Source organism: Dysgonomonas reticulitermitis, from assembly GCF_054601275.1.
Genome location: NZ_BAAHWU010000036.1, coordinates 1 through 25,353, shown reverse-complemented (window position 1 = coordinate 25,353; position 25,353 = coordinate 1). Strand labels below are relative to the sequence as shown.

Sequence of the window (25,353 nt, the reverse complement as noted above, 5' to 3'; positions counted from 1 at the left end):
TTTTTGATAATACAAATATCAAGAGTGAAAATAATTCATTTAATTTATTTGATACCGCGGAAGAACCTCATATACAATCTAAAACTTACTAATAAAATTTAAGATAAATATCTTTCTAGAGATTATATACACGAACATTTTTCTTTTTACTACTTTTGTAGTCGATTTTGAGATAATAATTTAATGCTAAGAATAAAGCGATTATATACATTTATTATTCAAACATTTATTCCGGTCTTTATGATGACCTTTGCTATATGTTTGTTTATCGTATTAATGCAGTTTATATGGCGTTATGTCGAGGACTTTGTGGGTAAAGGTTTAGATAACATAGTCCTCGCGGAACTGTTTCTATATGCAGCTCTTAATCTTATTCCAATGGCATTGCCGTTATCCTTGCTGCTGGCCTCGCTTATGGCATTTGGGAGTTTAGGTGAGCGGCTCGAATTATTAGCAATCAAAGCTTCGGGCGTTTCATTGTTAAAAACTATGCAACCATTAGTTATACTAGTGGCATGTATTTCCATTGGAGCTTTCTTTTTTCAGGATGAGGCTATGCCCCGTATTCAGGTAAAGTTTAGATCTTTAATGATATCTATTAAGCAAAAATCACCTGAGTTAGATATTCCGGAAGGGTCGTTTTATAGCGGTATAAATAATTTTAGTTTGTATGTAAAGAAGAAAGACCCTAAAACTAAAATGTTGAAGGATCTAATGATTTATGATACATCCGAAGGTTTTGATAATATGTCGGTATTTGTTTGCGATTCTGCGATAATGAGAGTAACTGAAGATAAAAAATACCTATTATTAAATCTCTATTCAGGTCAGCGATTTGCCAATTTTCGCCAGGCAGATCTTACCTCAAATGCAAGTCATAATAGTCAGTTTGTGCCATATAGCAGGGAAAATTTTGTAGAGAAAGAAATTGTTATTTCGTTCGATAGCGGGTTTGATAGAATGGATGAGGCAAATCTTGAAGGAACACAAATATCGAAAAATATAGCTAAGCTATCTCATTCTATAGATTCTCTAAACAATAAGATGGATAGCCTAAATATACAGGACAGGAAACTTTTGGGTAAACATACATACCTTACGTATAGGAATAATGATTCATATCAAAAAAATAAAGAAGATCAAGTAGTCCGGAGCAAAGGCGAAGCGCCTGATAAGGTTAATTTCGATTCGTTGATGAGTTCCTTTACTTTAGAGGAAACTTCTCAGTATATGAGCATCGCGGCAAGTGGCGCCGAAAATAGCCGGTTTAATATGATGGAAGTCATTCCGAAAATAAACATGCAAAAAAACATACGCCTACACCAAATCGAATGGCACCGGAAATTTGTTTTATCATTTGCTTGTCTGATCTTTTTCTTTATCGGCGCGCCATTGGGAGCTATCATACGCAAAGGAGGATTGGGTATGCCGGTTGTCGTATCAGTTATATTATTTATCATCTACTACATTATAGATAATGTAGGCTATAAGTTGGCTCGTGACGGAGTATGGGTTGTATGGCAAGGCATGTGGCTCAGTTCGATGGTATTATTTCCTTTGGGTGTGTTCCTTACCTATAAAGCCATGAATGACTCAGCTCTGTTCAATACCGAAGCCTATGGCAATTTCTTTAGGAGGATACTGGGTTTAAAGAAAAAAGCTATATATGACAATGAGATGATAATTGACGAATCGGCAATTCCTGCTTTGGAAACATTAAATGCAGATCCATCTATAATCTCGAGTCTCGAGTCTATGAGTGTTGATGCGTTAAAAGACGTAGCAAAAAATCATCAGCAATATGGCTATGGAGGTGATACATTGGACGTTGTATTGAGTGTATTAAAGACAAAAGGAGCAAGCTTCTTCGATGTTAGAATTAAAAGTCTGGATTATAATGAGTCGATGGGCTATTATTACGCGTTCCTCAAAAATTATAAGATAGCTATTATCGGATATTTTGCTGTGTTGACTCTCTGGTTATTACAAATGATTATAGAATCGGATATACTAACTTTTACAGCATTTATTGCCACATTGGGATATATCGGATGTTACATAAAATCATTTATCTGTTATTTCGACTTTTATAGAAGTATCGATAAAACAATAAAGAAAAATAATTCAAGGATTATGATATTGTCTTTCTTCTGCATATGGGGATTATATAAATATCTGAAGAAGCAAATGACGAGTGAATTAGAAAACATAAAATGGTAAAACTATATATGGACAAAATAAAGTTAGATACAGTAGAAGAAGCTATAGACGAAATAAGAAAAGGAAATTTTGTCATTGTAGTGGATGATGAAGATCGCGAAAACGAAGGGGATCTTATAATCGCAGCAGAATCTATAACAGCGGAGAAAGTCAACTTTATGGAAACCCATGCCAGAGGGCTTATCTGTACACCGCTGACCCCGGAACGTTGCGAAGAGCTGGATTTGCCTATGATGGTAACTCACAACACATCGTCCCATTCTACTCCGTTCACAGTGTCTGTCGATTTATTGAAAAATGGTGTTACAACCGGAATATCCGCATATGATAGGGCGCAGACAATTTTAGCGCTGACAAAGAAAGATACTAAACCTGAAGATTTTGGGCGTCCCGGGCATATATTTCCATTGCGCGCAAAAGAAAAAGGAGTGCTTAGCAGAGTGGGACATACCGAAGCTGCTGTCGATTTGGCCAGGTTGGCGGGGATGTACCCGGCGGGAGTACTTATCGAAATAAAAAAAGAAGATGGAGAAATGGCCCGCTTGCCCGAATTGCGGGAGATGGCAGATCAATTTAATTTAAAGCTTATTTCTGTCGCCGATCTTATAATATATAGACTTCAACGCGAGTCGTTGATAGAAAGGGGAGCAGAAGTAATGATGCCAACTCGATATGGTGATTTTCATTTGATACCTTTTAAACAAAAGTCTACAGGCTTGGAACATATTGCTTTGATAAAAGGTACATGGGAGAGGGATGAACCTATCTTGGCGCGGGTTCATTCATCATGTATGACCGGTGATATATTTGGTTCCCAACGTTGCGAGTGTGGAGAACAATTACACAAGTCGATGGAAATGATACAAAAGGAAGGTAAAGGAGCTATCGTTTATCTTAATCAGGAAGGACGGGGAATCGGGTTGATGGCTAAAATGGAGGCGTATAAACTTCAAGAGGAAGGTTATGATACAGTAGATGCTAATCTGCACTTGGGGTATCGCGCCGACGAAAGAGATTATGGAGTGGGGGCTGCCATTTTACGAGACCTTGGTATCTCAAAAATGAAACTCTTGACAAATAATCCTGTGAAGAGAAAGGGTTTAGAGTCCTTTGGACTTACAGTAGTCGAAAATGTTCCGATAGAGGTTACTTTGAACAAGTATAATTCTTTCTATATGAGAACGAAGAAAGAGCGAATGGGACATGACTTGCATAATGTAGATTGAAAATTTTTGATAGAAAGAAAATACTAATTAAAATAATTTCGGAAATGGCACAAGTATCAGCACGCATAGCAAATCTTGCTGCATCGGAGACCCTTGCGATGTCACAAAAGAGTAATGAGTTAAAAGCTCAAGGGATCAATGTGATCAACCTTAGTGTTGGCGAACCGGACTTTTTTACCCCTGAACATATAAAGAAAGCCGCTAAGCAGGCCATTGACGGTAATTTTTCATTCTATACCCCTGTTCCGGGATATTTATCGTTGCGACAAGCGATTTGTAAAAAACTGGAAAAAGAGAATGGACTTAGTTACAGACCGGAACAAATTATTTGTTCTAACGGGGCTAAGCAGGCTGTTTGCAATGCGTTGTTAGCCGTTGTAGATCCGGGTGATGAGGTAATTATACCTGCTCCATGCTGGGTTAGCTATGTTGAAATGGTAAAACTGGCAGAAGGGGTTAGCCGTGTTATACGTACAGGAATTGAACAAGATTTTAAAATAAATGCTGCACAATTGGAGGCTGCTATTACGCCAAAAACAAGAGCGATTATTCTTTGTGCTCCATCTAATCCGACTGGAAGTGTTTATAGCAAAACGGAATTGGAGGCTTTGGCTAATGTTTTAGCTAAATATCCGAATATCATTATTATTGCTGACGAGATATATGAGCATATCAATTATGTTGGTAAACATGAAAGTATTGCTCAATTTGAAAATATAAGAGACCGTGTTGTTATCATCAACGGGGTGTCCAAAGCTTATGCGATGACAGGGTGGCGTCTGGGTTGGATGGCTGCTCCGCAATGGATAGCCTCGGCATGTAACAAATTGCAAGGGCAATACACTTCCGGACCTTCATCCATAGCTCAGAAGGCGGCGGAAGCTGCTTATCTGGGAGATCAGCAATGTGTGGAAGATATGCGTAATGCATTTATGCGTCGTCGCGATCTGATTGTAAAACTAGCTTCGGAGATAGAAGGATTTAAAGTAAATAAACCTGAAGGTGCATTTTATCTGTTTCCCGAATGCAGTTACTACATCGGTAAATCATATAACGGCAAGAAAATAGAAACGTCTGCCGATCTTGCAATGTTCTTATTGGAAGAAGGGCATGTTGCTTGTGTAGGTGGATTAGCCTTCGAAGCTCCCGACTATATCCGCTTCTCATATGCTACATCTGATGAGAATATTGTTGAAGCAATGAGACGAGTAAAGGAGACTTTGTCCAAACTAAAATAAATAATTGACCGATAATTTTATAGCTATACGTTAGTTTTATCTATAAATACGATTTTTAATTTGAAAATTAGCGAATTAGCAAATTAAAAAATGAGTGTGGAGTTTGTTACATTTTAGTTAAAAAGTTATGAGTAGACGAGATACGAGATACAAGGTACAAGTTGTTTACTGTTGACTGATAACTGATGACTGTAGAGGTTTGTTACATTTTAGTTAAAAAGTTACGAGTAGACGAGATACGAGGTACGAGTTGTTAACTGCTGACTGTTGACTGATAACTGTAGAGGTTTGTTACTTTTTAGTTAAAATGGCAGATAGAGATCAAAGTAATAGTTTGTTGACTGTTGACTAACTACTAACTACTGACTACTGCAAGAACTGTAGAAGTTTGTTACTTTTTAGTTAAAAAGTTATGAGCGCTCACTACTCACTACTGTTTACTGACTACTGTTTTGATGCGGTTGCCCTATTCACCTTATTATGTTAACAAACGAATGAAATAAATTTTGTATTTTTGACGAACTTTTTCAGAAAAATAAAAACATTAATATATGAATATCTCGTACAACTGGCTGAAAGATTATCTTGACTTCGATTTGTCACCTCAGGAAACTGCCGACGCACTGACATCCATAGGACTGGAAACCGGCGGAGTAGAAGAAGTAGAAACAATAAAAGGAGGACTGGAAGGACTTGTAATTGGAGAAGTGTTGACTTGTGTCGACCATCCCGATTCAGACCATCTGCATGTAACTACCGTAAATGTAGGTGAAAGTGAATCTCTTCAGATCGTGTGTGGTGCACCCAACGTTGCCGCAGGACAAAAGGTTGTCGTTGCTTTGGTAGGGACAAAATTATATTCAGGCGAAGAATCCTTTACAATAAAGAGATCGAAAATCAGAGGTACAGAATCGTTCGGTATGATATGCGCCGAAGACGAAATAGGTATAGGAACAAGCCATGCGGGAATAATACTACTACCTTCCGATGCTAAAGTCGGAACTCCGGCTAAAAATTATTACAATGTAAAAAGTGAATATATACTGGAAGTGGATATTACCCCAAACCGTATAGATGGAGCTTCACACTTCGGTGTTGCACGTGATCTTGCCGCTTATCTGAGACAAAATAAACTGAAAGGGACGCTAAAGGCTCCCTCTGTTGATAAGTTCAATATAGATGAGCCTTACGGAGGTATACCTGTAAAAGTGGAAAATACAGAGGCTTGCCCTCGTTATGCGGGAGTAACAATAAAAGATGTAAAAGTTACAGAAAGTCCGGAATGGTTAAAAAACAGACTCGCTCTAATCGGGCTTCGCCCAATCAATAATATTGTAGATATAACCAATTATGTCCTCCATGGACTCGGGCATCCGCTTCATGCTTTCGATGTAGCTCACATAACAGGAGGAGAGGTTATTGTAAAAACATTACCCGAAGGAACTAAATTCATTACATTAGACGAAGCTGAACGCACGCTAAGCGAACGCGACCTTATGATATGCAATACACAAGAAGGCATGTGTATCGGTGGCGTATTCGGTGGACTTAAATCGGGCGTTACAGAAAGTACTACGGATGTTTTCCTCGAATGTGCTTATTTCAACCCTACATGGATACGCAAAACAGCCCGTCGCCATGTACTCAATACCGATTCGTCTTTCCGGTTCGAACGCGGATGTGATCCGAACGATACCATCTATGTATTGAAGTACGCGGCATTGATGATTAAAGAATTGGCAGGTGGAAAAATCACAGGAGAAATACAAGATGTTTACCCTACCCCTATTGTAAAACCGAGAGTAGAGCTTTCTTATCAGAAGGTAGATTCTTTGATAGGGAAAAACATAGATAAAGAGACCGTTAAATCTATATTGAGCAGCCTGGAGATCGTTATTTCGAAAGAGACAAACGATACATTAACATTGGAAATCCCTACATACAGGGTAGACGTGCTGCGTGATGTAGACGTAGTTGAAGATATTCTCCGCATTTATGGCTACAACAATATAGAATTGAGTGATAGTGTAAAATCAAATTTGTCTTACGAAACGCAAACAGATAAGAGTTACGATTTGCAAAATCTCATTTCCGAGCAACTAACAGGCTGTGGGTTTAATGAGATCATGAACAACTCCCTGACAAAGGAATCTTATTATAACAACTCTGAGGCATACCCTATCTCAAGCTGCGTGCATCTGATAAATCCGCTAAGTTCGGACCTTGGGGTTATGCGCCAAACTCTGTTGCATGGAGGCTTGGAGAGCATATCTTACAACCGTAACCGTCAGAATCCTGATATTAAGTTCTATGAGTTCGGCAACTGTTATTTCTTCGATGCCGGCAAAAAAACGGAGGGAGAAAATTTACGGGAATACAGTGAAGAATTTCATCTTGGTTTATGGTTAAGCGGAAACAGTATCGATAACAGTTGGGCCGCGCCGGACGAAAAAACTTCGGTATATCAATTAAAAGCTTATGTCGAAAATATATTGACACGGCTGGGTATTCCATCTACCAGATATGAGTACGCCCAATTTTCAAATGAGATATACAGTACAGCTTTGGACATTCAAGCTAAAGGAAAAGGAAAATCACTAGGCACATTGGGTATTATCAGCAAAAAATGGCTTAAAATACACGATATCAATGCTGAAGTTTATTTCGCCGAGCTGAATTGGGATATGCTAATGAAAGAAATCAGAAAGCATACGATTACTTATGCCGATATTTCTAAATTCCCTGCCGTAAAACGTGATTTGGCATTATTATTAGATAAGAATATACTGTTTGACCAAGTAGAAAAAATAGCATATAAGGCTGAACGAAAACTGTTGAAAGAGATTTCTTTATTTGATGTATATGAAGGTAAGAACCTGCCTGAAGGGAAAAAATCATATGCGGTAAATTTCGTACTCCAAGATGAAGAAAAAACACTTAACGATAAACAGATTGATGCTGTTATGAGTAAGATACAGAAATCATTGGAAGATGAATTAGGGGCAAAACTAAGATAAAAGATATAATAAACTGATAGGAGAGGCTGTCTGAAAAGTTTTTTTGTTTATACTTTGTTCTCTTTAGCTTTTTTCAGCTACAAAATGCTCTTGTTTAGAGAATGATTCAGTATATTTACATACTGGAAAAAACCGAATATCATTTATTTAAACCAAATATCTAACACATTAAAATTCGTTATGAGTTTAAAAATTATTGTATTAGCTAAACAGGTTCCGGATACACGAAATGTGGGTAAGGACGCCATGAAAGCTGATGGAACGGTCAATCGCGCCGCTCTGCCGGCAATCTTCAATCCGGAAGACTTAAATGCATTGGAGCAGGCTCTCCGCCTGAAAGATGCTTATCCGGGAACAACAATTACTATATTAACAATGGGGCCGGGACGCGCAGCTGAAGTTATCCGCGAAGGCTTATACCGAGGTGCCGATGGTGGTTATTTGTTGACCGACCGCGCATTTGCCGGAGCCGATACACTCGCTACATCGTATGCCTTATCTATGGCAATCCGTAAGATTAAGGATTATGACCTGATCATCTGTGGACGTCAGGCAATCGATGGTGATACTGCACAAGTAGGGCCTCAGGTAGCCGAGAAGTTAGGGTTGAGCCAAATTACCTATGCCGAAGAAATTCTTGAGGTAAAAGGTGGGAAGATAACAGTAAAGCGCCGTCTGGAACGTGGTGTGGAAACAGTCAAGGCAAAAATGCCAATAGTTATTACAGTAAACGGTAGCGCGCCGGCATGTCGTCCCCGTAATGCTAAATTCGTACAGAAATATAAGCATGCAAAGACCGTTACCGAAAAACAAACTGATACTATAGACTATACAGAGTTGTTCAGCAACCGTCCTTATCTCGATTTGCAAGAATGGAGTGTAGCAGATGTAAATGCAGATACAACCCAATGCGGTCTATCGGGATCTCCTACGAAAGTAAAATCTATAGAAAATGTTATTTTCCAATCTAAAGAAAATAAAACCCTTGAGCCAACGGATGAGGCTATCGACGAATTAATGAAAGAATTAATATTAAATCATACCATAGGATGATGAAGTAGCTAGTAGTAAGGAGATTGTAGTTAATATAAAATTACAAAAAACTCCTGTCAACTACTTACTACTATCTACCATCTACTAACTACTGTAGAATAATGAACAACTTATATGTATATTGCGAAATAGAAGACGGCATCGTATCAGATGTCAGTCTCGAATTGCTTACCAAAGGACGTACTTTAGCCACTACTTTGGGATGCAAAATGGAAGCAGTGGCAATCGGTCACAAATTAGACGGTATTGCAGAACAAATATTTCCATATGGGCCGGATGTACTTCATCTATTCGATGATAGTCGCTTGTATCCCTATACGTCTCTTCCCCACACTGCAATTTTAGTAAAACTATTTGAAGTGGAAAAACCTCAGATAGCCCTGATGGGAGCAACCAGTATTGGCCGTGACCTTGGTCCGCGTGTATCTTCAGCATTAGGCAGTGGCCTGACAGCCGACTGTACTTCGCTGGAAATAGGTGATCATGAAGAAAAAAAGGAAAACAAGGTTTATAAAAATCTTCTTTACCAAATCCGTCCTGCATTCGGAGGAAATATTGTAGCTACTATCATTAACCCTTCCTGCCGTCCGCAAATGGCAACTGTACGCGAAGGTGTGATGAAGAAAGAGGTTTTCAATCCACTTCATAAAGGTGAGATCAAAAAATATGACATTAGTAAATATGTTACTGATGCAGATTTTGTAGTAAGTATTATTGATAGACAGATAGAAAAGAGCAAAACAAACATCAAAGGCTCTCCTATTATTGTTGCCGGAGGTTATGGTGTTGGCTCGAAGGAAAACTTCCAATTACTTCACGACCTGGCTGCCCTTATCGGAGGAGAGGTCGGTGGCTCGCGTGCTGCTGTCGATGCAGGATACACAGAACATGAACGCCAGATAGGACAAACCGGAGTAACCGTCCGCCCTAAACTATATATAGCTTGCGGTATCTCAGGACAAATCCAGCATATTGCAGGTATGCAGGAAAGTTCTATTATTCTGTCGATCAATAGCGACCCTAATGCTCCTATCAATACGATCGCCGATTATGTGATAACCGGCGCGGTAGAAGATGTGATTCCTAAAATGATTAAATACTACAAAAAGAATACAAAATAAACCGAGTAGGTAGTAGAAAGTAGATTGTAGCAAGTAGCAATATGGAAAAAAACAGAAGTAGCAGTTTTGAAAATTTAATAGTATGGCAAAAAGCTCATCTTTTCGTTTTGGATGTTTATAAAAAGACTAAGCTCTATCCAAAAGAAGAATTATTTGCCCTTACTTCACAATATCGCCGAGCAGCTACCTCTATTGCGGCAAATATCGCCGAAGGATATGGGAAAAAGTCGTCCAAAGATAAATTGCGTTTTTACAATATAGCGGAAGGCTCTATCAATGAGTGTAAATATTATATCATTCTATCTAAAGACCTTCAGTACGTTAACGAATATGATAGCGATCTGCTATATAAAGATTTAACAACTATACAGAAAATGCTTTTCTCCTATTCGCGATCTTTGCAGCAAAACACTGCTGCTGACTACTAACTACTAACTACCAACTTCTAACTACTAAAAAATTATGGACAATTTTTATATAGACAATCCCAGTTTGAAGCATCATCTTCACCATCCGTTGATGAAGCGAATAGTAGAACTGAAAGAACGCAATTATGCGGACAAAGATAAATTCGATTATGCTCCTGTAGATTTTGAGGATACTATGGACAGCTACGAAAAAGTGCTTGAAATAGTCGGTGAAATCTGTGCCAATACCATCGCTCCGAATGCGGAAGGTGTTGACCATGATGGCCCGACAGTCAGCAAAGGGCGTGTCACCTATGCATCCGGCACGCAAGAAAATCTTGATGCTGTACGCAAAGCCGGTTTGATGGGCATAACAATGCCTCGCCGTTACAACGGTTTGAATTTCCCTATCACTCCATATGTGATGGCTGCTGAAATGGTATCGGATGCCGACGCCGGATTCGGTAATATATGGGCTTTGCAAGATTGCGCGGAAACAATGTATGAGTTTGGAAATGAAGAGCAACACGCACGTTATATACCTCGTGTTGCTGCCGGAGAAACCATGTCGATGGACTTGACCGAACCTGATGCAGGCTCAGATCTTCAGGCAGTTATGTTGAAAGCAACATATAGCGAGAAAGACGATTGCTGGTACTTAAACGGTGTGAAACGCTTCATCACTAATGGAGATGCTGACATCCACTTGGTATTAGCCCGTTCGGAAGAAGGGACAAGAGACGGCCGTGGACTTTCTATGTTTATTTATGACAAACGCAACGGAGGTGTTGATGTTCGCCGCATAGAGAATAAAATGGGTATTAAAGGCTCTCCTACTTGCGAATTGGTATATAAAAACGCCAAAGCCGAGCTTTGCGGCGATCGCAAACTAGGGCTTATTAAATATGTAATGGCTTTGATGAACGGTGCCCGCCTTGGTATCATGGCACAGGCCACAGGTATCAGCGAGGCTGCTTATCGCGAAGGTTATGCTTATGCCCAGGAACGCAAACAGTTTGGAAAAGCAATCATCGAATTTCCTGCTGTATACGAAATGCTTGCACTGATGCGGGCTAAAGCTGATGCATCACGCTCGATGTTATACGAAACATCCCGTTTTGTAGATGTGTACAAGGCTTTAGAAGATATTAGCCGCGAACGCAAATTAGAGCCGGAAGAACGTCAGGAAATGAAAAAATACAGCAAGTTGGCAGACGCTTTCACTCCTATGGGTAAGGGTATGACAACAGAATATGCTAACCAGAATGCATACGATGCTATCCAGATACATGGCGGTTCGGGCTTTATGAAAGATTATACTTGCGAACGATTATATCGTGATGCACGTATCACCAACATATATGAAGGTACGACACAGTTGCAGGTGGTTGCTGCTATACGCCACGTCACCACCGGTACATATATCGGACAAATCCGGGAATATGAAGCCATAGAGTATAAACCGGAACTGGAAGATCTGAAACAAAAGCTGGTCGGAATGACAGCTAAGCATGAAGAAATAGTGGCTAAGGTTACTGAACTGAAAGATCAGGAATATCTTGATTTCCATGCACGCCGTCTCGTAGAATCCGCTGCGCATTGTGTTCTTGGATACCTGCTACTGCAGGATGCAAATAAGAATGAAAGCTTCCGTCGTTCAGCTGAGGTATATGTAAGCTACGGTCAGGCAGAAGTAAATAAGATGCATTCTTACGTGATGGGTTTTGACCGTGAAGATCTTGGGTACTTTAAGATACAGTAGTCAAAGTTGATTTTGATATAGCAGAAAAGAGGCTGTCTCAAAATAGATTTGAGATGGCCTTTTTTTGCGTTGTATAAAAAAGCAGCAAGTCCTCATTTCTCTAAACGAAGACTTGCCAATGTGCTTAAAGATTTGTATCTTTAAGTGTCATCACATAGAGCAAATATAATGTTTAAATCCTGCACTACCAACGATAATTTGTTTTAGGTGAGTTAATCCCTGATACCGATCCTGTACGCGTAGTAAACCGTATTATTGAAGCGATGGATTTAAGCTCTTTGTACGGCAAGTATTCCCGTTTGGGCAGCCTGCCTGTCATCCCCTTCACTTTCGATAGAAAAAATAAATGCATAAATTCTGAACAAAGATATTATAAATGACGTTGTATTATCAAAACAGGTATAGATTTACTTTTTTCATAGTGTGTTAGATAGATTGTTTAGTTGGTTTTTTACCTGTTTTTATCATAGTATATGTTAGTTTTATATTAGTGTTAAGAAGGGAAGGGATAGTTGTGAAACCGTCCCTTCTTTGTATCTTAGTCCTGTATTTAAGAAACGTTATGCACAAAATCGATATAATTGACAGTGGATATATTATGGCAGACGGAGGGGCTATGTTTGGCGCTATACCCAAGCGTGCCTGGTCGCGCAAATATCCGTCGAACGATGAAAACCTATGCTCTCTAGTCATGCGATGCGCTTTAGTTACATCCAACGACAGGAAAATACTCATCGACACGGGAATGGGTAACAAATTTCTCGATAAGACATCTTATTATCAGCCTTATTCGTTAATTAATATAGAAGATGCGATTCACGATCTGGGGTACGGATCGGAGGAAATAACCGATGTCGTATTGACTCACCTCCATTTCGACCACTGCGGGCATGCTACCCGGAAAGATGAACATGGGAACATAGTACCAACTTTCAAAAACGCCAGATATTGGTTAAGCCTCAAACAATGGGAAAACTTCCAAAGCCCCAATCTGTTGGAAGAAGATTCAATATTTGCCGAAAACATTATGCCAATAAATGAAGCCGGGCTATTAAATCTGGTAACTGATGATATTCAAATATGCAATGGATTTAGTTTAAGGTTATTTGACGGGCATAGCGCCGGACAACTCGTTGCCTATATAGAAATTGAAAATCATGGTACATACACCTTTCCCGGCGATTTAATCCCAACCTCCGCACACGTTCCTTTAGAATGGATTTCTGCGTATGACATATGCGCTTTAACTTCAGCAAAAGAAAAGCAACGATTTCTTATAGAGGCAGAAAAGGAGAACTATACGCTTATTTATTGCCACGATTCGGTACATACTACAAGTAAAGTAAAAAAACTGAATAACAATTTTAAAGCTTGCCTATAGTTTTTTAATTCTTTTTAGGCAATATAGCTTTACCGGATAAGTTAAATAAAGGTACATTTGCAGCAACATTTACCATAATTAATGAAAAAAATATTTGTTATAATCTCCCTCCTTCTTTGCGCTACCATGCTTTCAGCCCAAACATATGAAGAAATGGTAACCAAATCGATGGATTATCTGGATAAGAAAGACTACTTTTCTGCCGAACAGGCCCTAAAAGCAGCTTTGCGGAAAGAACCGGCCAATCCTAACAACATTATGTTGATGGTAAACCTGGGAACAATACAGCGTAATTTAGGAAAGTTTGACGAAGCGCTTGTCTCCTATAATATTGCCATTGATAGATATCCTGAGAAAATATTTTTAAGACAAAGCCGGGCTGCCTTATACTGTGAAATGGGAGAATACGGAGAGGCGATGAAGGATTATAATGCCATACTACTCTCCGATCCTAACGATCTGGATGCCCTGTATCGTCGCGGTTTATTGCATCTTTACAACAAAGAATTGTTATCTGCCGAAGACGATTTTGAAAAAATAGTCTCCATTGTTCCCGAAAGCCTTCAGGGTAAAATGGGAATAGCCCTTATAATGAAAAGAAGAGGCAACTGGAAGGAGGCCGAAGAATACTATACCGATCTGATATACAAAAACAAATCGAACGCAGAGCTTTATTTTAACCGTGCCGAATGCTACCTGCAATTGAATAAATTGGCGCGAACAAACGAAGATATCAGCAAAGCCTTGGAACTCGGAATCAGCGATCCGTTGATTTATATACTCAGAGGGCAGTTGCGGTTAGCCCAGTACGATAAACGAATGGCTAAAGAAGATTTTCTGAAAGCTCAGGAAAATGGTGTAAGCGAATCTATCGTATCCGATTTTCTCCGTTTGTGTAAATAAAATATATACAACTACAAAAAATGCATTATACAGCCAAGTATAGTGCTTTTTTGTTTTAAACATTAGCGTAAAATGTATACGAAACACAAATAAAATCTATATTTTTGTAGCCTTAAAACACTAATATTTACAATATGACGGAATTAAAGATTATCGCTGCTATTGTAGTAAAAGCTACATACCGGAAAGAGATGGAAGAAATATTGCACACTGTGGTGGATGAAACACGTAAAGAAGACGGAAACATTTCGTACGATCTTCATCAGGATTGCCAAAATCCGCTGAAATATACGATCCTCGAAGTCTGGAAATCCCAGTCGGCAATAGATCTGCATAACGGAAGCGCTCACTTCAAAGCCTTTGTCAAGGCTATAGAAGGCAAAGTAGATAGTCTGGCTGTGGATATTATTAAACAAGTTTACTAAATACGACAAAATATTATGTACAGAAATCATACGTGCGGAGAACTTAGCCTGAAGGATGCGAATAAACAAGTAACCCTTGCCGGATGGGTACAAAGAGTACGCAAACTGGGAGGAGGAATGACTTTTGTTGACCTGCGCGACCGCTATGGAATCACACAATTGGCATTTAGCAAAGATGTGAACGCGGACCTATACGAACAATCGAATAAACTTGGACGTGAGTATGTGTTACAAGTAACAGGCTCTGTACAAGAGCGTTCGAGCAAGAATTTGAATATTCCAACCGGCGAAATAGAAATTGTTGTAAATAAGCTGGTTGTACTTAATACATCCGATGTTCCGCCATTCACTATCGAAGATGAAACCGATGGTGGTGACGATATCCGTATGAAGTACCGTTATTTGGATTTGCGTCGCAATACAGTACGTAAAAACTTGGAACTTCGTCACAAGATAGCATTCGAAACACGCCGTTACTTGGACGAACGTCAATTCTTGGAAGTAGAAACTCCTGTTCTGATAGGCTCTACACCCGAAGGTGCACGCGACTTTGTTGTTCCTTCCCGGATGAATCCGGGTGAGTTTTATGCTTTACCTCAATCGCCTCAGCTATTCAAGCAATTGTTGATGGTATCGGGCTTCGATCGTTATTTTCAGATTGTAAAATGTTTCCGTGATGAGGATTTGCGTGCCGACCGTCAACCGGAATTTACACAAATAGACTGTGAAATGTCGTATGTCAATCAAGAAGATGTGCTTAACATGTTCGAAGGCTTGACCAAACATCTGTTCAAAGCTGTTAAAGATATTGAGATACCCGATTTTCCGCGCATGACCTATGCGCATGCCATGAAATATTATGGATCGGATAAACCGGACACACGCTTTGGTATGGAGTTCGTTGAGATCAAAGACCTTACTACCGGAAAAGATTTCGTAGTTTTTGATTCTTCTGAATATGTGGGAGCGATATGTGCCAAAGGAGCTGCGACATATACCCGTAAACAACTGGATGCGCTTACTGATTACGTAAAACGTCCGCAAATAGGAGCTAAAGGCTTAGTCTATGTGCGTTACGAAGCCGATGAGTCACTAAAATCATCTGTAGATAAATTCTACAATCAGGATGATCTGAAAAAATGGGCGGAGCGCTGCCAGGCTGAGCCGGGAGACCTCATTCTTATTATATGTGGTGAAACAGAAAAAGCTCAAAAACAATTATGCGAGCTTCGTCTTGAAGTGGGTGAACAACTTGGATTGCGTGACAAAAACAAATTCAATTGTCTTTGGGTTATTGATTTTCCTCTATTGGAAAAAGATGAAGAGTTAGGACGTTTCTTTGCTAAACATCATCCATTCACCAGCCCTAAAGACGAAGATATAGCTTTGCTCGATTCTGATCCGGGTGCTGTACGGGCCAATGCCTACGATATGGTGATCAACGGAGTAGAAGTTGGAGGCGGTTCTGTGCGTATCTTCAACAGCCAATTGCAACAAAAGATGTTCCGGGTATTGGGATTCACCGAAGAAAAAGCTCAAGCCCAGTTCGGTTTCTTGATGAATGCATTCAAATACGGAGCGCCTCCACATGCAGGTTTGGCTTTTGGGCTTGACCGTCTTGTTTCTTTATTTGCAGGGCTCGACAGTATCCGGGATTGTATCGCCTTCCCTAAAAATAATTCGGGGCGGGATGTCATGATAGACGCGCCATCGGTCATCGATCAGGAACAGTTAGACGAACTAAATCTCAGGATAGACATAAAAGAAAGATAGTAGTTAGTAGTCAGTAGTTAGTAGTTAGTAGTTAGTAGTTAGTAGTCAACAATCTTTGAATCTTTGAATCTTTAAATCTCATTTATATGCTACTTGACATTCTCCCCCAAGATATTTCTTCCGAAGTGAAGTTATCCAAATTAGATCAACTTTTTGACCAATTGTTTGACCATGCCCTAACATTAGGGTTGAAACTTCTCGCTGCTTTTGTTGTGTTTATTATCGGGCGATGGATTATAAGCTGGTTACGTAAATTCATCAATCGTTTCCTTGCCAGAAGAAAAGTTGAAAAAACCGTCATAAGTTTTCTCGATAGTCTGGCTAGCATAACGTTTAAAATAATTTTATTCCTTATCATTGTAAATATACTGGGAATCCAGACGACGTCATTCGCGGCGGTACTTGCGGCGGCAGGACTTGCCATTGGTATGGCCATGAAAGAAAATCTCTCCAATTTTGCCGGAGGAGTTATGCTGTTGGTAAATAAACCATTCAAAGTCGGAGACAGAATCATTGCTCAAAGCATAGACGGAACAGTACAATCGATAGGAATACTATACACAATCCTTCTGACTGCTGATAACCGGACCATATACGTGCCAAATGGCCCACTATCGACCGGCACAATAACAAATATATCCGCACAAAAGGAAAGACGGGTGGATATTACATTCAACATAAACTATGGAATCAATATTGAAGATATAAAAAACACATTACTATCTATCATAAAAGAGGATACTCTGATAAAGGAAACTCCTCAACCATTTGTGGGATTAACTCTTGTAAACAATGGCTCTATCGATGTTACTATACGGGTTTGGGTAAATAGTGGTGATTATGCGACCGTAAACGTTGCCCTTAACGAAAAAATATATACCATCCTTAGCGAAAAAGGTATTTATACACCATCTTCGCTAAGCGTCAAATTACTAAAAGATTAAAAAAAGTAATGAATAATTAAAATTGAAGTAAAGCATTTTAATATCAGAAATAAAAAAATTAGCTTTGTATAAAGGAAGTCCAAATAAAAAATAACAATAAATCTATTAACTCAAAAAATCTATGAAGAGACTGAATTTACATCTAATTCTATCGGTGGTTGCTCTTGCTGCTGTATTGGCGACATCTTGTAGTAAAAAAAACTTACCACCTTTATCTAATTCGCTGTTTACCACTACTCCATCACCCCTTGAACTTGTGGCAAACAAAGTTCCGGTTACTATAGACGGACGCTTTCCCGCTAAATGGTTCGAAAAAAATACTACGATTGTAGTAACTCCTGTTTTGAAATATCAAAATGGAGAAGCTCTAGGCACAGCCTATACATATCAGGGTGAAAAAGTAGCCGGAAATGGAATTGTTGTTCCTTACGAAGCAGGAAGAACAATCACAATGAAATCCGAATTTGATTACACCCCTGCGATGAAAAAATCCGAACTATTTCTTCGCTTCGATTTCTTCAGAGGTAACAAACAAATATTAGGATTTTCGGATGTTAAAATTGCCGATGGGGTAATTGCAACCCCGGCATTGGCAAGCGCAGCTACATCAACTCCAGCTGTAGCACCTGACGCGTTCCAACGCATAATCAAAGAAACGTATGATGCAGACATCATGTTCCTTATACAACAAGCTGAATTACGTTCAAGTGAACTCAACTCTACTAATCTGAACGCATGGAAAGATCTTGTAAAAGAAGCCGACGAAAACGAACGTAAGAACGTAAATATTGAGGTATCTGCATATGCTTCTCCTGATGGAGGTTATAAATTGAATGATAAATTAGCGGAACAACGCGAAAAGAACACTTCCGGATATCTAAGCAAAGACTTTAAGAAAAATAATTTGGATGTTGAAATTAATTCAAAATACACAGCCCAGGACTGGGACGGATTCCAAAAATTGGTACAGGCATCCAGCCTTCAGGACAAAGACCTTGTATTAAGAGTATTGTCTATGTATCCCGATCCTGAAACCAGAGAAAAAGAAATTAAAAATATTTCGGTAGTGTACAGTGATTTGGCTGAAACTATTTTACCTAAACTTCGGCGCTCCCGCTTGATGGCTAATGTAGAAGTAATTGGTAAAACAGATGAAGAACTGAAAATTGCTGCAACAGGAAATGGTATCTCTGAACTAGCTGTGGAAGAATTGCTTTATGCAGCTAACTTGGACGGCGTCTCAAAAGAAAGAGTATATACTGCTATCACACAAAAATTCCCTAACGATTATCGTGGATGGAATAATCTTGGTGCATACTACTTCCAAAATGGACAAACATCTAAAGCAATACAGGCTTTTAACAAGGCAGCTCAACTATCGTCTCGCGCACCTGAGGCAAATATGAACCTTGCACTGATCTCTTTGTCGGAAGGGAACACAGCGAAAGCCGAACAACTATTAGGTAATGCAGCAGGCTCAAACTCTCTGGGTGAAACTTTAGGCTTGTTATACATCCAAAAAGGTGACTATAACAGAGCAGCACAATCGTTTGGCGATACTAAATCAAACAATGCGGCATTGGCTCAGATATTGACAAAAAATTACAATAAAGCTCAACAAACATTAGATGTAGTTCCGGGCAAAGATGCTACATCTTATTATTTGGCTGCTATTGTAGCTGCAAGAACAAATAATGCTGCCGGCGTGGCTGGAAATTTAAAATCAGCTATTGACAAAGGCGCTTCAAAATTGGATATAGCTAATGATGTTGAATTTGCTAAATATCTAGCAAACAGCGACATTAGAAATCTATTATTCTAAAAAGTGATCATAAAAGGAGATAGCCTGGTATAAAGCCGGGCTATTTTTTTATAACTTCATCCTTCAAAGTATTAAATATGGGAAATATACACGTATTAAGATTAAAAGATTTTCTCGACAAAAAAGTTGAGCAGTATAATACACCTGATTTTATACCCAACGACCCGGTCAGTATTCCTCATAGTTTCGAACTCAAGCAAGACAAGGAGATAATGGGTTTCTTCGCTGCCATATTCGCATGGGGGCAGCGAAAGACTATTATAAATAAATGCAAAGAGTTGGCTCAAAGGATGGACAATGCTCCTTACGATTTCATCACAGGGCATAGCGATTCCGATCTGAAAAAGCTCCTGAATTTTAAGCATCGGACATTCAACGATACAGATTTGCTCTATTGTATTGAGTTTATGCAAAGGCATTATTCGAATCATAAAAGCCTTGAAGTAGCCTTCTTTCCTAAAGAAAATATGGATGTAGAATCAGGGTTGAATCACTTTCGTTCATATTTCTTTTCATATCCCGATGCACCAACCCGAACCCGTAAACATATCCCTTCTCCTGTGCAAAAATCGGCTTGTAAACGGATGAATATGTTTCTGAGGTGGATGGTAAGGAAAGATGACAAGGGTGTAGATTTCGGTATCTGGACTAGGATAAAGCCATCTCAGCTTATCTGTCCGCTGGATCTTCATGTAGAACGTACAGCCCGCAAAACAGGCCTGCTTCGAAGAGACAAACCGGATTGGCAAGCAGCGGTGGAACTTACAAATAATTTGAGAATACTCGATCCGGAAGATCCGGCTAAATATGACTTTGCCTTATTCGGTATCTCGATAGAGGAAAAATGTATAATAGAATGACTTACCTTTTCAGGTATTGACAATATCTTGAATATGTTTTCTTCAGCACTTCCGATTTTTTCTTCCAATAATCGATTTTTTCAGGAGATTTTTTTATTGAATAAACAAGAGTGGCAATCTTCAATTTAAGAATATGTCCATAATATATCAATGTGGTTTTAGACCGTCCTTCTGTTTTATGAAAGTAAATAAATCTGCTATACCAATGTTCTTGATATGACCATTTGTGAAGCTCTTCATCTTTGTTTTCGGCAGCAGCACCTCCTATATGAATAATTTGAGCTTCGGGAATCGCAACAATTTTATAGCCTGATTCTCTAACTCTGTTACAAAGATATAGCTCTTCGAAATACATAAAAAAGTCTGGATCGAAACCACCTAATGTATCAAAGACTTCTTTTCTTATAAGCAAATCTGCTCCGATTATTGCCCGAACCGCTTTAATCCGGTTGTCATCGTGATAGTTTTTGGGACGACTTAGGCCTAAAAGAGTAAGCCACTCTTGAGTGTATCTTGAGTAAGGGCTCATTTCATAATAAGATAAAGCCGGAGTTAAATCTTCCTCATACAAATTTCCACCGCAGATGCCCACTTGAGAATCATTTTCTATATAGTTTAGCAAAATCAATATTGCATTATTAATTAGAAGGGTATCGGGATTCAGAAAAAACAAATATTTCCCGTTAGCATAGGAAACACCCAGATTATTTGCACGGCCGAATCCTAAATTTTCTTCCGAAAAAATGAAGTTTACCGTAGGGTATTTTTTGATAAGATGATCGAGTGATCCTTTTTCAGAATTATTATCTACTACTATTATCTCATAATCGACATCCTCTGTTTTCAATTGCACTGAATCAATACAATTGTCCAATAATTCAGATGTATTATAATTTACAATAATGACACTTACCTCTATTCCCATTCCTCTACTTTACATTACTGGCCTTCAAACCCTTTATCACAGACGAAGTAAAACCTGCATGCTCCATTTCATTCAGCCCTTTAATCGTAATGCCTCCTGCCGTAGTTACTTTATCTATTTCAACTTCGGGATGAGTTCCGTTTGCTTCCAGCAACTCGATAGCCCCTCTGAGTGTTTGTAGAACAGCATTCTTAGCCTGTTCGGGATAAATGCCCATCTCTATTCCACCTTCCATCGCGGCTCTTATATAACGAAAAGCAAAAGCGATCCCACATGAAGTGAGGGAGGTAATAGCCGGAAAGAGCTTTTCATCCACTTGTTCCGCCTTGCCTAAAGCAGCAAAGATTTCGCATACTTGCTGAATCTGGTTCCCGCTTGCTCCTCGCGAAGCAATGTATGTCATACTCTGACAAACCGATATTGCCGTATTAGGCATAATACGAAAAACGGGCTGATCGGGATTTGTCCATTCTCGCAGTTGATCCAAAGTTATACCTGAAGCAACCGAAGCAACCAATTGTTTCGCGTTCAGCAATGATTTATGTGTTGTCAAAACATCTTCTATCATCCATGGTTTAACGGCTACGATTACAATATCAGATTCAGAAAGTGACGAGTAATCGGCAATTACAACATTCAATTTTTCACAAAACGCTTTCAGGCGTTCTACATTCTTGCCTTTATGATCGATAACTGTAATATCCTTTGGAGAAACACTTCCGCCGACAGCCAAACCACAGGCTACGGCCCCCCCCATATTACCGGCTCCTATAATTGATATTTTCATATGATAATAATTTTGATTTTAATTGCCATATGGAACTCACATGATTTTTATTATCATGGACTTTGGTAATTTGACAAAAATCATGCTTCGTTTCATGCTTAAATTATTTTCGAAACAAAGTTAAAAAACTTATAAGGCTCCAACTAAGAATTTTCATTAAATATGAAAGTCGTCCTGGCTTTTTAGGGCAAAAAAAGCCAAAATGTTACATTGTGCTTATTTCTTATCAGCTATATTTTCCCGCACCTTAGTCAGGAATTTCAGCATAGCCGCACTATCCTTTTTCTCTATAATTTCCAGAAGCTGTTTCAGCTCTGCGCGGATACTTTCTACTTGTGTCGGAGTATATGGATTGAAAAGGATCTCTGTCAAAAGATAATCATCTTCCGACAGTAAGCCTCGTGCAATATCCATATGACGCTTGAATGTTGTTCCCGGAGCATCTTGCGGTTTCATCACCGAAGCAAAAACCAGGGTAGACGCAAACGGAATAGACAGCGAATAAGCTATCGTCTCGTCATGTTCTTCAAACGTGTATTCAAACACATTAAGATTAAGACTGTTATACAAATCTTTAAAGAATATTTTACCCCAATGGTTCGATTCGGATATTACAATTGCACTTTGTGTACTCAGATCAGACAGGCTTGCAAACGTTGGCCCGAACATTGGGTGAGAAGACACAAACGGCCTGCCAACTTTCTTATAATATTCTCTTAATCCGGTTTTTACAGATGCTATATCAGATAGTATACATGATTCGCTCAGATACGGAAGTACCAATTCAAATGCATCGATAGTATATTTTATAGTTGCGGCATTGATAACTATTTCCGGATTGAAATCCTTTATCTCTTCGGGATTGCTCATTCGCACCACATTGTATACAAATCTGAGTCGTTTAGGTTCAATATCAAACACAGCTACTTCGTGGTCGAAGCTCAATACATCTGTAAAAAAAGAGCCCATTTTTCCGGCTCCGAGTATCAAAATTTTCATCGTTTTGTTTTTTGTTCGTGCAAAGATAAATCTTGTCGGGTAAATAAAAAGCTAATCAGCGCCTTTTTCCTTTTAATTTATTTAATTTTGCACATTAAACAGATATTTTACCTGACTTTTTGATTGACAAGAAAGTCATAAAAATAAACAGATTAATTGTGATTTCAGTAGAAGGACTAACAGTCGAATTTGGAGGTTTTACACTTTTTGACGACATATCATTTGTTTTAAATAAGAAAGAGAGGATTGCCCTTGTTGGGAAGAACGGAGCGGGCAAGTCTACTATGCTCAAAATATTTGCAGGATTGCAACAGCCTACACGCGGCAATGTATCTTTACCCAAAGATGTCAGCATAGGTTATCTTCCCCAGCACATGACACTCAATGAAGGGAATACCGTATTTGAGGAAGCATCGCTGGCTTTCGAACATATCCATAAAATGGAGATTGAGTTGGAAGAGGTAAATAAACAGTTGGCCGAACGTACCGATTACGAATCGGAAGCATATCATAACCTGATAGAGCGTTCCACCTATTTGTACGAACAGTTTACAATGTCGGGAGGAAACAACTTTCAGGCAGAAATCGAAAAAACGCTGACAGGTCTCGGTTTTAAACGTTCCGATTTTGAGCGTCCTACCCGTGAATTCAGTGGAGGTTGGCGTATGCGTATCGAACTGGCTAAACTCCTGCTTCAACGTCCCGATGTGCTATTACTCGACGAGCCTACCAATCACCTCGACATAGAGTCGATCCAATGGCTCGAAACATTCCTTGCCACCCGTGCCAATGCCGTAATGCTGGTATCGCACGACCGCGCATTCTTGGATGCTGTTACACAACGTACTATCGAAATATCGTTAGGGCGGATTTATGATTATAAAGTGTCGTATTCGAAATATGTAGAGCTTCGCAAAGAGCACCGCGAACACCAAATGCGAGCCTTTGAAAACCAACAGAAGCAGATACAGAAGACTGAAGAATTTATAGAGCGTTTCCGATATAAGGCGACAAAGTCGGTACAGGTACAATCGCGTATCAAGCAACTCGACAAACTGGAGCGATTGGAAGTAGATGATGAGGACAACGCTATGTTGAACCTGAAATTTCCACCCGCGCCACGTTCGGGTTCCTATCCTGTTATAACAGACAATGTAGAGAAGAGCTACGGAGATCATCTTATTTTCAAAAATGTTACCTTAACCATCCATCGTGGCGATAAAGTAGCTTTTGTAGGGAAAAACGGTGAAGGAAAATCGACACTGGTGAAATGTATCATGAATGAGATAGATTTCAAAGGAAAGTTGGAATTAGGTCACAATGTAAAGATCGGATACTTTGCTCAAAATCAGGCGCAGCTGTTAGACGAAAGCCATACCGTTTTTGAAACTATCGACTATGTAGCCACCGGCGATATCCGCACAAAGATCCGTGACATTTTAGGTGCATTTATGTTCGGGGGAGAAGCCTCTGATAAGAAGGTTAAAGTTTTGTCGGGAGGAGAGCGAAGCCGTCTGGCAATGATACGCCTGTTACTTGAGCCTGTCAATTTGCTGATTCTCGACGAGCCTACCAATCACCTCGACATGCGTTCGAAAGATGTATTGAAAGAAGCTTTAAGAGAGTTCGACGGCACAGTGATAGTTGTTTCGCATGACCGTGATTTCCTGAACGGACTGGTAGATAAGGTATACGAGTTTGGCAATCAGCAGGTGAAAGAACATCTTGGAGGAATTTACGAGTTTTTGGAACGAAAGAAAATGGATAGCCTCAAAGAGCTCGAAGTATCTTCCCTCAAAAAACAGGAAAGCGAGATACAGGAAGAGTCTGCCAACAAACTTTCGTATGAAGAACGTAAGGAGTTGAGCCGCCAGATAAAGAAACTGGAAAAACAAATATCCGAAACGGAAGAAGCGATAGAGAATAAAGAAACAGAAATAAGCGAAATAGAAAACCGGTTGGCTACCCCCGAAGGAACTGCCGACACGATCCTCTTTGAACGGCACGGACAGCTGAATAAAGAGCTACAAGGCGATATGGCCAAATGGGAGGAACTTACGACGGAACTGGAAAACATTTCAAATATGAATTAAATTGAAAATTAATGTTCTATACTTTTTGTCATTTTGAACGAAGTGAAAAATCTTGTAAAAAGGAAGATGCTTCCTTTCAGGGTAACCGCATCAAAAAAGTGAAGAAGAGGAGTGAAACATTGTCCGGCGTTAGTTTTATCTATAGATACGATTTTAAATTTGAAAATTAGCGAATTTGAAAATGGCGCAAAGCGACAGTAACTTGTAACTAATTGTTGACTGATGACTGTAGAAATTTGTTACTTTTTAGTTAAAAAGTTATGAGTAGATGAGATACGAGGTACGAGTTGTTGACTGTTGACTGTCGCACGTCATTGCGAGGGTTCGCCCGAAGCAATCCATTAATAATCAATACTCTGGATTGCTTCACTCCGTTCGCAATGACGAAAAGGTCGAC

19 protein-coding genes are annotated in these 25,353 nt (G+C 39.3%); 16 read left to right on the top strand and 3 right to left on the bottom strand.

Annotated features, from left to right (window positions below):
- The first annotated feature begins 183 nt into the window (after positions 1–183).
- The 15 genes from ACYPZI_RS12075 (at position 184) to ACYPZI_RS12005 (ending at position 20,152) form a co-directional block, all read left to right on the top strand.
- On the top strand, positions 184–2,220 hold the full coding sequence (locus tag ACYPZI_RS12075; protein WP_459601935.1) for an LptF/LptG family permease: 2,037 nt from the start codon (positions 184–186) through the stop codon (positions 2,218–2,220).
- Positions 2,221–2,228: 8 nt separating this feature from the next.
- Positions 2,229–3,446 (top strand): bifunctional 3,4-dihydroxy-2-butanone-4-phosphate synthase/GTP cyclohydrolase II, encoded by a 1,218-nt coding sequence (locus ACYPZI_RS12070; RefSeq protein WP_459601933.1) that lies wholly within the window; start codon positions 2,229–2,231, stop codon positions 3,444–3,446.
- Positions 3,447–3,490: 44 nt separating this feature from the next.
- Positions 3,491–4,684, top strand: a complete 1,194-nt coding sequence (locus ACYPZI_RS12065; RefSeq protein ID WP_459601931.1) for a pyridoxal phosphate-dependent aminotransferase — start codon at positions 3,491–3,493, stop codon at positions 4,682–4,684.
- Between the two features lie 551 nt (positions 4,685–5,235).
- On the top strand, positions 5,236–7,701 hold the full coding sequence (gene pheT, locus ACYPZI_RS12060) for a phenylalanine--tRNA ligase subunit beta (RefSeq protein ID WP_459601929.1): 2,466 nt from the start codon (positions 5,236–5,238) through the stop codon (positions 7,699–7,701).
- A gap of 180 nt (positions 7,702–7,881) precedes the next feature.
- Positions 7,882–8,754 (top strand): electron transfer flavoprotein subunit beta/FixA family protein, encoded by an 873-nt coding sequence (locus ACYPZI_RS12055; protein WP_459601927.1) that lies wholly within the window; start codon positions 7,882–7,884, stop codon positions 8,752–8,754.
- 101 nt (positions 8,755–8,855) lie between these two features.
- A complete protein-coding gene (locus tag ACYPZI_RS12050; RefSeq protein WP_459601925.1) occupies positions 8,856–9,875 on the top strand; it encodes an electron transfer flavoprotein subunit alpha/FixB family protein in 1,020 nt (339 codons plus the stop codon).
- A gap of 41 nt (positions 9,876–9,916) precedes the next feature.
- Complete coding sequence (locus tag ACYPZI_RS12045; protein ID WP_459601923.1) at positions 9,917–10,303, top strand: four helix bundle protein; 387 nt, start codon at positions 9,917–9,919, stop codon at positions 10,301–10,303.
- Positions 10,304–10,337: 34 nt separating this feature from the next.
- Positions 10,338–12,044, top strand: coding sequence for an acyl-CoA dehydrogenase family protein (locus ACYPZI_RS12040; RefSeq protein ID WP_459601921.1), 1,707 nt, complete (start codon positions 10,338–10,340; stop codon positions 12,042–12,044).
- A 562-nt stretch (positions 12,045–12,606) separates the two neighbouring features.
- The gene (locus ACYPZI_RS12035; protein WP_459601919.1) at positions 12,607–13,425 is read left to right on the top strand and encodes an MBL fold metallo-hydrolase; all 819 of its coding nucleotides are present in this window, start codon (positions 12,607–12,609) and stop codon (positions 13,423–13,425) included.
- An 81-nt stretch (positions 13,426–13,506) separates the two neighbouring features.
- Positions 13,507–14,328 (top strand): tetratricopeptide repeat protein, encoded by an 822-nt coding sequence (locus tag ACYPZI_RS12030; protein WP_459601917.1) that lies wholly within the window; start codon positions 13,507–13,509, stop codon positions 14,326–14,328.
- A gap of 134 nt (positions 14,329–14,462) precedes the next feature.
- On the top strand, positions 14,463–14,753 hold the full coding sequence (locus tag ACYPZI_RS12025) for a putative quinol monooxygenase (protein WP_459601915.1): 291 nt from the start codon (positions 14,463–14,465) through the stop codon (positions 14,751–14,753).
- Positions 14,754–14,768: 15 nt separating this feature from the next.
- A complete protein-coding gene (aspS, locus tag ACYPZI_RS12020; RefSeq protein WP_459601913.1) occupies positions 14,769–16,526 on the top strand; it encodes an aspartate--tRNA ligase in 1,758 nt (585 codons plus the stop codon).
- Between the two features lie 86 nt (positions 16,527–16,612).
- Complete coding sequence (locus tag ACYPZI_RS12015) at positions 16,613–17,470, top strand: mechanosensitive ion channel family protein (protein WP_459601911.1); 858 nt, start codon at positions 16,613–16,615, stop codon at positions 17,468–17,470.
- A gap of 121 nt (positions 17,471–17,591) precedes the next feature.
- Positions 17,592–19,292, top strand: a complete 1,701-nt coding sequence (locus ACYPZI_RS12010) for a tetratricopeptide repeat protein (protein ID WP_459601909.1) — start codon at positions 17,592–17,594, stop codon at positions 19,290–19,292.
- A 77-nt stretch (positions 19,293–19,369) separates the two neighbouring features.
- Positions 19,370–20,152: a TIGR02757 family protein gene (locus tag ACYPZI_RS12005; RefSeq protein ID WP_459601907.1), complete on the top strand. Its 783-nt coding sequence runs from the start codon at positions 19,370–19,372 to the stop codon at positions 20,150–20,152.
- A 1-nt stretch (position 20,153) separates the two neighbouring features.
- Here the strand turns inward: ACYPZI_RS12005 and ACYPZI_RS12000 are convergent, their stop codons facing one another.
- The 3 genes from ACYPZI_RS12000 to ACYPZI_RS11990 form a co-directional block, all read right to left on the bottom strand.
- Positions 20,154–21,077, bottom strand: a complete 924-nt coding sequence (locus ACYPZI_RS12000; protein WP_459601905.1) for a glycosyltransferase family 2 protein — start codon at positions 21,075–21,077, stop codon at positions 20,154–20,156.
- Between the two features lie 4 nt (positions 21,078–21,081).
- Complete coding sequence (gene proC / locus ACYPZI_RS11995; RefSeq protein WP_459601903.1) at positions 21,082–21,864, bottom strand: pyrroline-5-carboxylate reductase; 783 nt, start codon at positions 21,862–21,864, stop codon at positions 21,082–21,084.
- A 216-nt stretch (positions 21,865–22,080) separates the two neighbouring features.
- Positions 22,081–22,863, bottom strand: coding sequence for a prephenate dehydrogenase/arogenate dehydrogenase family protein (locus tag ACYPZI_RS11990; protein ID WP_459601901.1), 783 nt, complete (start codon positions 22,861–22,863; stop codon positions 22,081–22,083).
- Positions 22,864–23,021: 158 nt separating this feature from the next.
- Between ACYPZI_RS11990 and ACYPZI_RS11985 the strand changes: the two genes are divergently transcribed.
- Positions 23,022–24,956, top strand: a complete 1,935-nt coding sequence (locus tag ACYPZI_RS11985) for an ABC-F family ATP-binding cassette domain-containing protein (RefSeq protein WP_459601899.1) — start codon at positions 23,022–23,024, stop codon at positions 24,954–24,956.
- Positions 24,957–25,353: the final 397 nt, after the last annotated feature.